Source organism: Flavobacterium sp. Root186 (assembly GCF_001428525.1).
Classification (GTDB): Bacteria; Bacteroidota; Bacteroidia; order Flavobacteriales; family Flavobacteriaceae; genus Flavobacterium.
Window position 1 is genome coordinate 149877 of sequence record NZ_LMHW01000015.1, and the last position, 13537, is coordinate 163413.

Consider the following 13537-nt stretch of genomic DNA (forward strand, 5'->3'; position numbering starts at 1 on the left):
ATTGCTTTTTTGTTTAAATTCGTTTTGTTAGATTGTTGACTATTAACCAAAACCATTACTATATTATGAATGCATTTATGATTTACCTGCCAATTGTCATGGCAGTTTTAGGATTACTTTTCATGGGAATAAAAAGGACTTGGGTTTTAAAACAAGACGCCGGAGACGGTAAAATGAAAGAGATTTCAGATTATATCTACGAAGGAGCCTTGGCCTTCTTAAAAGCCGAATATAAACTATTAACCATCTTTGTTATTATTGCAAGTTTAGCTTTGGCAGGAATTACTTTTATTCCGGGTGTAAAAACACATTTATTGATCGTAATTGCATTTATTTTTGGCGCATTATTTTCGGCTTATGCAGGTAATATAGGTATGAAAATCGCAACCAAAACAAACGTTAGAACAACACAAGCTGCACGTACAAGCTTACCACAGGCATTAAAGGTATCTTTTGGCGGCGGAACCGTAATGGGGCTGGGCGTTGCAGGTCTTGCCGTTTTGGGTTTGACTACTTTTTTTATAATTTTCTTTAATTTATTTTCTGATGGAGTTTGGAAAGACACCGAAACAATGACGGTTGTTTTAGAAACTCTAGCAGGTTTTTCTCTTGGTGCAGAATCAATCGCATTATTTGCCAGAGTGGGTGGCGGAATCTACACAAAAGCAGCAGACGTAGGGGCTGATTTAGTAGGTAAAGTAGAAGCTGGAATTCCGGAAGATGATCCAAGAAACCCTGCAACAATTGCAGATAACGTTGGAGATAATGTTGGAGATGTTGCCGGTATGGGTGCCGATTTGTTCGGATCGTATGTGGCAACAGTTTTAGCAGCAATGGTTCTGGGCAACTATGTTATAAAAGATATGGGCGGAAGTATTAATGACGTTTTTGGCGGAATTGGACCAATTTTACTTCCAATGTCAATTGCCGGTTTCGGAATTTTGTTTTCAATTATCGGAACAACATTAGTAAAAATTACAGATGACAATGCAAAAGAAGCACAAGTTCAAAAAGCTTTAAATATAGGAAACTGGGTTTCAATTGTTTTAACTGCTATAGCTTGTTTCTTTTTAGTAAAACATATGCTTCCGGAAACAATGCAGATGACTTTCTTTGGAGAAGGATCAAAAGACATTTCATCCTTGCGTGTTTTCTATGCAACATTAGTGGGATTAGTTGTTGGTGGAGCTATTTCATCCGTAACAGAATATTATACAGGATTAGGGACAAAACCAGTCTTGGCAATTGTTCAAAAATCATCTACAGGAGCAGGAACAAACGTAATTGCAGGTTTAGCAACCGGAATGATTTCAACTTTTCCAACCGTATTATTGTTTGCCGGTGCGATTTGGATTTCATATGCCTTGGCAGGATTTTACGGAGTTGCTTTAGCCGCTTCTGCAATGATGGCAACTACAGCAATGCAATTAGCAATTGATGCTTTCGGGCCAATTTCTGATAATGCCGGAGGAATTGCTGAAATGAGCGAATTACCAAAAGAAGTTCGTACAAGAACCGATATTTTAGATTCTGTTGGAAACACAACAGCAGCAACCGGAAAAGGTTTTGCTATTGCTTCTGCAGCTTTAACTTCATTAGCCTTATTTGCGGCATATGTAACGTTTACAGGAATTGACGGAATTAATATTTTCAAAGCGCCAGTTTTAGCGATGTTATTTGTGGGCGGAATGATTCCGGTAGTTTTCTCAGCTTTAGCGATGAATTCAGTTGGAAAAGCAGCGATGGATATGGTTTATGAAGTTCGTCGTCAGTTTAAGGAAATTCCTGGAATTATGGAAGGAACCGGAAAACCGGAATACGGAAAATGTGTTGAAATTTCTACAAAAGCAGCTTTACGCGAAATGATGCTTCCGGGAATTCTAACGATTGGTTTCCCAATTGCAATTGTACTTTTAGGGAAATTAGTTTACTCAGATAACAATCAGTTAATTGCTGAAATGTTAGGAGGATATATGGCTGGCGTTACGGTTTCCGGAGTTCTTTGGGCAGTTTTCCAAAACAACGCAGGAGGAGCTTGGGACAATGCTAAAAAATCTTTTGAAGCTGGAGTTATGATCAATGGCGAAATGACCTATAAAGGTTCTGATGCACACAAAGCAGCCGTGACCGGAGATACAGTTGGAGATCCTTTTAAAGATACGTCAGGGCCATCAATGAACATTTTGATTAAATTAACTTGTTTGATCGGATTAGTAGTTGCACCAATTCTAGGTGATGGGCATGCTGAATCAGATATTGCAGGAAAAGCTTCTTGTTGTGCAAAAACTGAAATGCATGCCGGAGGAATTTCTAAATGTGGAGATTTATCAGGAATGACAAAAGAAGAATGTATTAAAATGTGCAAAGAAAAAGGATGTTCAGCAGAAGAAACAGCAAAATGTTTAGCCCATTTTGATGCAAGCGGAAAATATCAAAAAACAGATTGTTTCGATACAAGTAAATACGAGAAAAAATCTGTTCGTGTTGATTTAAGAAATGACAACGGAAAAACGACCGGAACTGTAACTAAAACTGAAAATGGTAAAACAACCACAGAAGTTTACGAAGGAACAGAAGAAGAAGTTGAAGTAAAAATTACTGCAGCAACTGCTAAATAGAATGACTTTATCAAAGTTTCATAAAACGAAAATGCCTCTAAAATATTTTAGAGGCATTTTTTTATTTCGTGTAAATTCGTGCAATTAGTATTTTAAAACAACCCATTAAGTTCAGCATCAATTCTATTAATGATGTTTCCTAAATCTTCTGGATTATCAACGAAATTGATATTGTCAACATCAATAATTAATAATTTTCCTTTAGTATAAGTTTGAATCCATGCCTCATATCTTTCGTTCAAGCGGCTTAAATAATCGATAGAAATTGAGTTTTCATATTCGCGTCCTCGTTTGTGAATTTGACCCACTAAATTAGGAATAGAACTTCTTAAATAAATCAATAAATCCGGTGCTTCTACCAAAGATTCCATTAATTCAAATAAAGACGTATAATTTTCAAAATCACGGCTTGTCATCAATCCCATAGCATATAAATTGGGAGCAAAAATATAAGCATCTTCATAAATCGTTCTGTCCTGAATGATTTTTTTTCCGCTTTCACGGATTTGCTGTACCTGACGAAAACGACTATTAAGGAAATAGATTTGTAAATTAAACGACCAGCGTTCCATTTGATGGTAAAAATCGTCTAAGTACGGATTATCAACCACATCTTCATAATGAGGCTCCCATTTAAAATGTTTGGCTAATAATTTAGTTAATGTAGTTTTTCCTGCGCCTATATTTCCTGCTATTGCTATGTGCATTACGGTGTTACGATTTTATAATTTACAATTTCTTTAGTTGTAAAAATAGATAAAATTTGGTCTTTGTAATAGAATTTGTCAAACGTTTTTTCTAAAACTTCAATTTCAGAAAATGTGTTAGTATTTTCTCTCAAATACAATAAGTTAGCTTTGCTGAAAATGAATTTTTGAGAAGAAATTATTTCAATTTTATCAAATTCAGAAACATTGCCCAAACTTGAAATTTTTCCAAATATATCACATGAAAGCCAGTTGTTTTTTCTATCAATCCAATAAAAAGTATTAAAGTCGGTTTGGTAATATTTTATGCCTTCGGTTAACGGAATTGAAACCGTTTTATATTCATTTTTCAAATAATCAAAAAGTCCGATCTGCTGATTTAAAGTATTAAAAATCCAAAGCTGGTTTTGCGTCGACATTCCAATTGCACTGACAACAATAGGAATTGCATTTTGCGAAAAATTAATTTCGGTCATTTTATTCAATTGATTATCCAATAAAACAACGCTGTTGAAATCTTCGTAGAACAATACAATTTTAAGCGGATTCTGAATATCTACTTTTGTAATATTTCCTAACGAAACATTCTTGTATTCAAAGATTTCACTTCCTTTTATTTTACTAAAAACATTATTTTTTATCTGATAAGAATATCCAAAAGAATCGTAACCAATAAATTCATCAGCATCCATTTTGAATTTTGAAATTACAGAAGCATTTACTTTTTGGCTTTGCCCAAAAAAAGTCGAAAACGAACACGCAATAAACAGCAGTAATAAAATTTGACGTATCGTTTTACTCATAATAGTATAATTTCATAAGCCAAAGTACAAAAACTACGCTAAAGAATATCTTAAAATTAGAGTTTTGGCTGTTTTTGGAGTTTAAACCTTTGTAAATTAGAGTAGTCTTACAAAGAAGCTATTTTGTCGATACCATTTTGGCATTGATATATTTAACTTTCAGTATTTTAAAATTAGTAATAAATTTGAATGTAAGTTTTACCAGACTTCACAATCGTATTAAATATAACCACATGAAAAAACTATCCTATTTACTTTTAGCATTTGCTTTTACACAAGTACAAGCACAAAAAGATTTTCAGGGAATGGCCGTTTACGAGTCTAAAACCCAAGCTCCTAAATTTGAAGGAATGCGAGCAGGAAATAGAGACATTACACCAGAAATGCAGAAAAGCATGGAAGAGCGCATGAAACAAATGCTCGAGAAAACTTTTATATTGAATTTTGATAAAACAGCGTCTATTTATAAAGAAGAAGAAAAACTCGAAGCTCCGGGACAACAAGGCGGTTTTCGGGTTATGGTAAGTTCGATGATGGGCGGGGGCGGAACTTTTTACAAAGATGTAAAAACAAAATCGTATACCGTTGATAAAGAATTTATGGGAAAAGAATTTCTGGTTGTTGATTCTCTGCCAAAATTAAACTGGAAACTGGAACAGGAAACTAAACAAATTGGGGGTTACAATTGTTTTAAGGCAACGGTAGTTAAAGAAGCCAGCAAAACTGATTTTAGAAACTTTAGACCAAAAAATAACGATAATAAAAAGGATGAGGCCAAAAAGACTTCAGGAGAGACAAAAACTAATTTTGAAGACAATTTTGAAATACCGAAAGAAATTACAGTTACAGCTTGGTATACGCCAGAAATTCCGGTTAACCAAGGGCCTGAAAATTATTGGGGCTTACCGGGGTTAATTTTAGAAGTAAACGATGGAAAGACAGTCATTTTATGTTCTAAAATAGTTTTGAATGCCAAAGAAAAAGTGGAGATAAAACCATCTAAAAAAGGAAAAGTTATTTCACAGAAAGATTACGACGAAACGGTAATTAAAAAAATGGAAGAATTTAGAGAAATGAACCGCGGCCGCGTTGGCGGACCACCAATGCCAACTGGAAGATAAAATCTATAAAGTTCCAAATTCCAGATTCCAAATTCTAAATTCCAATATTCTGATAATGAATAAGACACTTTTTTTATTTGCCTTACTTTTTACTTCTATATGCTTTTCACAAAGTGTTCGTTTCGATGGATTTATTCAGGATGAACAAAAAAATCCGTTGGAGATGGCCAATATTATGGCAGTCAATAATGCAACAAAAACAATGGATTCGTACGGTATTACGAATGATAAAGGAAAATTTCAACTGACTTTAAAACCGAATGCTTCTTATACAGTTAAAGTAAGTTATCTGGGAATGAAATCGAAAGAAATTGCCATTTCGACCAAAACGGAGAATATCGTTCAAAACATTGTTATGGACGGAACCGGAATAGAACTTGAAGGTGTTGAAATTGTTCGTGAAATGCCGGTATCTATTAAAGGTGATACTATTGTTTACAATGCAGATTCTTTTAAATCAGGAACTGAGAAAAAGCTTGAAGATGTCCTGAAAAAACTTCCCGGTGTTGAGGTAAATGCCGATGGTGAAATTGAAGTTGAAGGAAAAAAAGTAAGTAAATTAATGGTTGAAGGAAAAGATTTTTTTGACGGAGATACCAAACTGGGCGTTAAAAATATTCCTGCAGATGCGATTGATAAAGTTCAGGTTTTAAGAAATTACAACGAAGTAAGTGCTTTGAAAGGTCTTGAAAACGATCAGGAAAATGTGGCGATGAATATTAAACTGAAAGAAGGTAAAAAAAACTTTTGGTTTGGAGATGTTACAGCCGGAATTGGCGTTGCAGAACTCGACAGCCGTTACATTATAAACCCAAAATTGTTTTATTACAGTCCGAAATACAGCATCAATTTAATTACCAATTTTAATAATATTGGAGAACTGCCTCTTACGGCGCAGGATTATTTTAAGTTTACGGGCGGTTTTAAAAATATGATGAAAAAAGGCGGAAGTTCTTTTAATGTCTCCTCCAATGATTTAGGAATTTCGATTTTAAGAAACAATCGTGCCAAAGAAATTGAAACCAAATTTGGAGCAACAAACTTCTCGTATTCACCAACAAAAGCATGGAATATAAGTGGTTTCGGAATTCTTTCTTCTTCAAAAACAGATTTAGAAACCAAATCGCAAACTACGATTTTAGATTCTGGAGATCAGCAGAAAAGAGACGAATTAACGCATCAAAAAAACAATTTGGGATTGTTTAAATTGAGTTCAACTTATAAGCCAAACACTAAACTTCAGTTTGATTATGATGTTTTAACCAAAATATCAAAACAGGACGAAGACACAGATTTGCTTCGAGAATCTGTTGTAAATAATATTTCGGCAGTTGAAAGTATTTTAACGGGCAAAAAACAAGATCCAACATCGGTAAATCAAAACCTGAGTTTGTATTATACACAAAGCGAAAAGAATGTTTTTGCTTTTGAAATGCAGCATTTATATCAGGACGAAAACCCATTTTATAATGCTAATTTACAATCCCAGCCGTTTGATTTTTCGGGATATGTTTCAGGACAGAATCGCAATGATTTAAATCAAGATCGTTTTGTAAAAACCAATAAACTTGATGCAAAACTGGATTACTATTATATGGTAACGCCAAAAAGTAATTTCAATGTTACATTGGGAAATACCTATTCGTATCAAAATTTTAATTCTCATATTTTTCAGATGTTAGATAATGGAGATAGAAATGATTTGAATAATCCTGAAAATAATAATGATGTCGATTACCGATTTAACGATGCCTTTGTGGGATTCCACTATAAAATTTTGACTGGGAAATTTACGTTGACGCCTGGTGTAAGTCTGCATTCATACCAAATGACAAACGGACAGGAGGGAACGGATTATTCTCAAAGTTTCACTAAAATACTGCCAGACTTTTTTGCTTTATACCAAATCAAAAAATCAGAAACGCTGACTTATAATTTCTCTTTGACAAATGATTTTACCGACATTAATCAATTGGCGGCGGGTTACGTTTTGTCAGATTACAGCAGTTTATTTCGTGGAAAGCGTACTTTAGAAAATGCAACCTCGCAAGTACATTCCCTTCGCTATTTTAAATACAATATGTTCAATTTTGAGAACATTTTTGCCAACGCAACTTATACAAGAAAAGTCGATGCTATTAAGACAGAAGCTAAGTTTGATGGAATTAACCAGTCTTCAGAACCTTATAATTCCAATTTAGCCGATGAAACTTTTTCTGGAATGGGAGCGTATGGTCGATCATTTTTAAAGAATTACAAAGCTTCGGTAAATGCAAGTTTGAACTGGTCAAAGTTCAATAACATTCAGAATGAGGAATTGAGAACGACTGAAAGTTTCGTGCAGAGTTACACCGTTAAAGCTTCTACAAATTACAAAAACCTGCCGAATATCGAGTTTGGTTATAATCTTTTGGTTAACAAATACAGTGGTTCTACATTTTATACTGACAAACCTTTTGCAAGATTGGATTATTACTTTTTGGATAGTTTTTCTTTTGTTTCAGAATATGAATTCTACCATTATTATAACGGAGATAAAACGGTCGACAACGAATATGATTTTTTAAGCGCAAGTTTAATTTATCAAAAGAAAGACAGCAAATGGGAATATAAAATCTCTGCAACAAACTTATTAAATACGAGATACCTTAACGACGACAGCTTCTCTCAGTTTTCAACACGAGTTTCTCAATACACGGTTCAACCTCGCTACATCATCTTTTCAATGAAATATAATTTATGATAGATTGACTTAATTTAAAATTTAGGAGTTTATTTTAGTAAGAATAGAATATCTTTACATGAATATTAACAGCCAAATTTTTATATTATGCGCAATTCTATTTGGAGTTTATTACTATTTACTTCGGGAATTTTTATGTCTTTTTCTCAAACGAAAAGCATCGAAAAAGGTACTTACTTATCTACCAACAAAGGTCAGAAAATCAAACTGAATTTATTAGACGATAATAAATATGAATTGGTTTTTTATACGGGAGGTTACGAAATTAAAGGCGACTCATTAGTTTTTACTAAAAATCCAAATGCAGAAAACAGATTTGATCTGTCATTTGTTAATGATAAAAAAGCAAAAAACATCAAGATTAAATTTCTAGATCCTTCGTATTATTCTTTTTATATAGGAACTCAAAGCGGTACAGAGGAAATTCAATATCAAAGACTTTCGGATATAAAAACTAAACTGGACCCTGAATGGACAAAAACAGATTTAGAATTTGAAATCGACAAAGCAGATTATTTATACTTAGTTTATGAAGAATATGACGGGAATAGCAATGTGGTAAAATATGCTTTACCAAAAGATGCTGCCGAAATAACGATTAATTACGAACTGGAAGTTTTAGGTGATTTAAAACTTGCCGGATTTTATGACAAGAAAACAAACGAGTTAAAAATCTCTGAAAAAGGAGGAAAAAATCCGTTGGTATTTCTAAATGAAAAAGAGCCGCAGCCTGTAAAAAAATCAAAAGTCACACCTCTTGAAAATCAAACCATTTCACAATGGACTTATCCGGGTAAAGTAGATTATTTAAACGAAGATTTTGGAACCGGAGTTGCAGTTGATACGGCGGTGGCTGCGGTTGATTATACGGTTGATCCTAATGTCGTAAAATTTGATTTTAAATTAAAAATAGAAAACAATCTTAAAAAAGCAATTGAATCTACTAAAGCAGCAAGTACAAATAAGTATTTGGTTGTTTTAGCCAATAGCAAAAATAAGTCAGTAAAAGAAAGTTTTGACGCTTTTGTAAAAGATCAGGAAACGCAAATAGGATATAATATGTACGAAGCATATAATCCGCAATATGATGTTTATAATTATTATCTGGCTGGAGCCGATGATAAAAAATGGCTGAAAAACAATAAAATTACAAATGATCCGAGTGTAGTTGTTTTAAACGGAAATGGAGATGTATTAGCGGTTGCAAAATCTGATTTGGCAGACAAATCATATCACTTTAATTATTATGGAGATCTTTACAGAAAACTTTTGCGTGCAGATGCTTTTGTAACGATTGATAAAATCTTTAAAAACAAAAAAGCAGCCGATGCAGATTTGATAAGAGCTTTTAATAGGGCTTCTGTTTTAGAATCTTCTTATGATTATGATTCAGATTATGTTGTAACAGAAGATAATCCAACGGAATTTACAATAACAAAAACAACTGTAGATAAAAAAGAGATTGCTCAAACCTGGAAAAAACTAATTGAAGCACATCAAAAAGACACCAAACCAAACTTGTATTTGGTTGAAACCATTGTAAAAGAAATCAAAAACCAAGGTTTTACAAAACAGCTTTTTAATGAAGACAGAATCTTAAATGATACAGATTATCTGGCTATAGATTATCTTTTAAAGCATTCTGACGCTATTGAAGAAAGTCGTGCGGCATTTAATAGTAAAGAAGGAGAAATACATACTTTAGGAAATGTAGTTTCTGAGATTTCTTCTGCATTGCAGCAAAATACTTATATTTCTCAGGAAGGTACTTCAGGAGAAGTAAATAAAGAAAAGAATATTTCGATTTATAAGAAGATCATTGCTTTAGGAAAAGGAAACTTTGAATCGTACCGAAACTATTTTGATTATTTAAGCCAAATCGAAGATAAAGACGGATCAAATACGAATTTCCTAAAAGATTTCAGCAGCTATTTTGACTCCAACTTAGCTTCAGAAAAAGGAAGTCCAATTGAAAAATTAGATGCTATATATTCTTCATTAGATCCAACTTCCAGTTATTCTTATGATGGATGGAATTCATTTAAAGATTATCATTCAAATCTTTGTAATTCTACGGCATGGAATGTCGTTTTAAAACCGCAGAATGCTTCTTTTATAAAAAGTGCAATTGTTTGGTCAGAATACAGTTTGGTTGTAACAAAAAACAATCCGTATTATTTAGACACTTTGGCGCAGTTATATTATAAAGACGGACAAAAAGAGAAAGCTATTGCCACTCAGGCTTTGGCTGTTAAATATTTAACTCCTGAAGTTGAAGAAGTAACCGCAAGTGATATAAAAGAAACACTTTCAAAAATGCAAAACGGAACGTATTAAAGTTCAAAATTTATAAAAAAGAAAACCCGACAAAATTTAAAATCTTGTCGGGTTTTCTTTTTTACTTAATCGCAATCATTATTTGTACACGATAATCGTCAATTTTCTTTTTATGTTTTTCAATGCTGCCGCCTACGCTTAAATAGGTAATTAAAACTTTGTATTTAAGAGTTTCAACAAGCTGAGTGATTTTTTCATTATTTGGACCTGCTTTAAAACCGGAGTTTTTATTTATAAAATCAATGATTTTTAGCGGAACTACATCTTCATTGATTTTCAATTCTATTCCATAATCTTTATGGTTAGATTTTAGCGAATAACTTTTATTATCAATTTTTATGCATTCTAGACATTCAAAATCTCTGTTATTTTCAATTGCATAGTAAAAATCATATCCATGAATATTTATAACAGTTCCTACACTTTCATAATAAGAATAATAGATGTCGTTATTGATATCCTCTTTTCGGTCATATCTGGATCGGTACTCATAACCTAAGGTTTCTATAATCTTATACGATCCGGGATCCTTGTCTTTTTTATATAACGCATCTAATTTCTTATCTGCATACGGAAGCATATCTTCAAGTGTATAATTTCGATCTAAAAAATCAACGATACTGCTTAATTCCTGTTCTTGTTCAAAAGTCAATTTTTTGTTTTCAGTTTTTTGCAGGTAACTTTCAAATCGGGATAACTGACTGTATTTTGAAATAGAACTGGCACTTTGCGGCCCCACAATAGAAAACAATCCGGCAAGGCACATACTTATAGGAATGAATTTTATTTTTGGATGTTTTGAAATTAGAAAATAAGCCACAACAACCGCCAGCCAAATTGACAACAGTAAAACATAATAACGTTCGTGCGTAAAACCGTAAAGATTGATTCGATATAAAATCGCCCAAAACAATAATACCAACAACGGAATTAATAAGAAATAAAACCAGCGATTAAAAGTCCGCATCCATAAATTGCCATTTTCATTCGCAATAGGATGAACCAGCAAAAAAGAAAGGATTCCAACAATAGCAAATGCTAAAACCAGATAAGAAACCCAGCCAACAGGCAGCGAAAGCGTGATAAGGATTTTGGTTTCATAACAAATCAGAATCACTAAATAAATACTTATTAAAGGTAATAACACAAACTGAGTGAAATTTTTAAGTCCTTTAGGATAGCTTAAACGAAGCGGATATTCTTTACTATTGGTTTCAGGAACGCCGCTTAAAAAGAAAATAGTATTAAAAATTCCGGCAATAGTAAAAAATAAATATCCATAGATTTTATCATCCAATTTAACTTTAAATAATTTATCTACAGCTAAAATTGCTAAAGCTAAACCCGTATAAAGAACAATACTGTACAAACCGGAAGTTAGTATGCGTAAAAAAAGCTGTTTGTTAAACTCCCAAAACTCTTCCTGATTATAAGCTCTTGGTAAAAAACCTGAAAAAGAAACCAGTAAATGCAAAGCAAGGCTGAATACAAAAAATTGCTGTGCTTCAACATCTGAGATTCTTTCTGCAAAATTAAATACAAAAGCGACTAATGGTACACTAAACAATAAACTAACCACAAACCGTATTATACCATTTTTATGTTTTGCAGCAAAAAACAAACTTGCAGAAACAAACCATACAAGGCACAATGAGCAGCTCATAATGGCTTTTATATAGAATTTGTCATCATATACACGATCTTGCCTAATAAACAAAATAGCGAAAACAGTACCTAAAATAGCGGTTATAGTTTCTAAAGGAAATCTCAAAACAGTTTTTAGCGTGGCATTTAAAACGTTTTGTAACGAAGGAAGTTTACTCATTTTTGGTCAGTTATTTTGTACTAAGAAAAGCAAATGCCATCACATAACCAAATAAAAACCCCGAACTCTAAAGGAATAGAATTCGGGGGTAATATATAAGTAAGATTAAAAAATATTAATCGTATGAATTATAGTCCAAAAGCAGTTTTTACCTGATCAACAAAATCAAGTTTCTCCCATGTAAACAATTCAACAGTTACCGTTTTTTCGTTTCCTCCAGGAGCAGAAAAAGTTTTAGTCACAGTTTCTGGTTTACGTCCCATGTGTCCGTAAGCAGCAGTTTCACTATAAATAGGGTTTCTTAATTTCAAACGCTGTTCGATAAAGTAAGGACGCATATCGAAGATAGCTTCTACTTTTTTAGCAATTTCACCGTTAGTTAAGTTTACTTTAGAAGTTCCGTAAGTTTCAATGAAAATACCCATTGGCTGAGCAACTCCAATAGCGTAAGAAACCTGAACTAAGATTTCGTCAGCAACACCCGCAGCAACTAAGTTTTTAGCGATATGACGTGTAGCATAAGCAGCACTTCTGTCAACTTTACTTGGATCTTTTCCAGAGAATGCACCACCACCGTGAGCGCCTTTTCCACCGTAAGTATCAACAATAATTTTTCTTCCAGTTAAACCAGTATCTCCGTGAGGTCCTCCAATAACGAATTTTCCTGTTGGGTTGATATGGTAGTTGATTTTATCGTTGAATAAATGAGCGTGCGTTGGGTTTTTAGCGATAATTCTTGGAATCAAAATTTCGATAATATCTTTTTTGATTTTAGCCAACATTGCAGCTTCTTCATCAAAATCATCATGCTGAGTTGAGATAACGATTGCATCAATACGAGTTGGTTTGTTATCGTCGCTGTATTCTAAAGTTACCTGAGATTTAGCATCTGGACGTAAATACGTGATTTCTTTGTTTTCACGTCTTAAAATAGCCAACTCTTGTAATAATTTATGAGATAAATCAAGAGCCAAAGGCATATAGTTTTCAGTTTCGTTTGTAGCGTAACCAAACATCATTCCCTGATCTCCTGCACCTTGCTCTTCTGGCTTAGCTCTGTCAACACCTTGGTTAATGTCTGCAGACTGCTCGTGAATTGCTGAAAGGATTCCACAAGAATTCGCTTCAAACATATATTCACTTTTAGTATATCCAATTTTACGGATTACCTCACGTGCAATTTGTTGTACATCAAGATAAGTATTCGATTTTACTTCACCTGCTAAAATAACCTGACCTGTAGTAACTAATGTTTCACAAGCTACTTTTGAGTCAGCATCAAATGCCAGAAAGTTATCAATTAAAGCATCCGAAATTTGATCTGCAACTTTGTCTGGATGCCCTTCACTAACAGATTCTGACGTAAATAAATAAGCCATAATA

8 protein-coding genes are annotated in these 13537 nt (G+C 33.3%); 4 read left to right on the forward strand and 4 right to left on the reverse strand.

Going from position 1 to position 13537, the window contains the following annotated elements; translation table 11 throughout:
* Positions 1-65 precede the first annotated feature (65 nt).
* Entirely contained in the window at positions 66-2618 is a 2553-nt protein-coding gene (locus tag ASD98_RS19800; protein WP_056207790.1) for a sodium-translocating pyrophosphatase, read from the forward strand.
* A 92-nt stretch (positions 2619-2710) separates the two neighbouring features.
* On the opposite strand, the gene ASD98_RS19805 is transcribed toward ASD98_RS19800, so the two are convergent.
* Positions 2711-3325 (reverse strand): deoxynucleoside kinase, encoded by a 615-nt coding sequence (locus ASD98_RS19805; protein ID WP_056207792.1) that lies wholly within the window; start codon positions 3323-3325, stop codon positions 2711-2713.
* Positions 3325-4128 (reverse strand): hypothetical protein, encoded by an 804-nt coding sequence (locus tag ASD98_RS19810; protein ID WP_056207795.1) that lies wholly within the window; start codon positions 4126-4128, stop codon positions 3325-3327. The genes ASD98_RS19805 and ASD98_RS19810 overlap by 1 nt, the downstream gene beginning before the upstream one ends.
* A 233-nt stretch (positions 4129-4361) precedes the next feature.
* On the opposite strand from ASD98_RS19810, the gene ASD98_RS19815 reads away from it, so the two are divergent.
* The 3 genes from ASD98_RS19815 (at position 4362) to ASD98_RS19825 (ending at position 10329) form a co-directional block, all read left to right on the forward strand.
* Positions 4362-5249, forward strand: a complete 888-nt coding sequence (locus tag ASD98_RS19815; RefSeq protein WP_056207797.1) for a GLPGLI family protein — start codon at positions 4362-4364, stop codon at positions 5247-5249.
* 55 nt (positions 5250-5304) lie between these two features.
* A complete protein-coding gene (locus ASD98_RS19820; RefSeq protein ID WP_056207800.1) occupies positions 5305-7992 on the forward strand; it encodes a carboxypeptidase-like regulatory domain-containing protein in 2688 nt (895 codons plus the stop codon).
* 87 nt (positions 7993-8079) lie between these two features.
* Positions 8080-10329 (forward strand): hypothetical protein, encoded by a 2250-nt coding sequence (locus ASD98_RS19825; protein ID WP_056207804.1) that lies wholly within the window; start codon positions 8080-8082, stop codon positions 10327-10329.
* 61 nt (positions 10330-10390) lie between these two features.
* Here ASD98_RS19825 and ASD98_RS19830 read toward each other — a convergent pair whose 3' ends face one another.
* Both ASD98_RS19830 and metK read right to left on the reverse strand, forming a co-directional pair.
* Positions 10391-12154 (reverse strand): DUF4153 domain-containing protein, encoded by a 1764-nt coding sequence (locus ASD98_RS19830; RefSeq protein ID WP_056207807.1) that lies wholly within the window; start codon positions 12152-12154, stop codon positions 10391-10393.
* Between the two features lie 128 nt (positions 12155-12282).
* Positions 12283-13533, reverse strand: a complete 1251-nt coding sequence (gene metK, locus ASD98_RS19835) for a methionine adenosyltransferase (protein WP_053470085.1) — start codon at positions 13531-13533, stop codon at positions 12283-12285.
* Positions 13534-13537: the final 4 nt, after the last annotated feature.

Coding starts and splice junctions, on each gene's coding strand:
- ASD98_RS19800 (WP_056207790.1), top strand. CDS start 66: ATGAATGCATTTATGATTTACCTGCCAATTGTCATGGCAGTTTTAGGA.
- ASD98_RS19805 (WP_056207792.1), bottom strand. CDS start 3,325: ATGCACATAGCAATAGCAGGAAATATAGGCGCAGGAAAAACTACATTA.
- ASD98_RS19810 (WP_056207795.1), bottom strand. CDS start 4,128: ATGAGTAAAACGATACGTCAAATTTTATTACTGCTGTTTATTGCGTGT.
- ASD98_RS19815 (WP_056207797.1), top strand. CDS start 4,362: ATGAAAAAACTATCCTATTTACTTTTAGCATTTGCTTTTACACAAGTA.
- ASD98_RS19820 (WP_056207800.1), top strand. CDS start 5,305: ATGAATAAGACACTTTTTTTATTTGCCTTACTTTTTACTTCTATATGC.
- ASD98_RS19825 (WP_056207804.1), top strand. CDS start 8,080: ATGCGCAATTCTATTTGGAGTTTATTACTATTTACTTCGGGAATTTTT.
- ASD98_RS19830 (WP_056207807.1), bottom strand. CDS start 12,154: ATGAGTAAACTTCCTTCGTTACAAAACGTTTTAAATGCCACGCTAAAA.
- metK (WP_053470085.1), bottom strand. CDS start 13,533: ATGGCTTATTTATTTACGTCAGAATCTGTTAGTGAAGGGCATCCAGAC.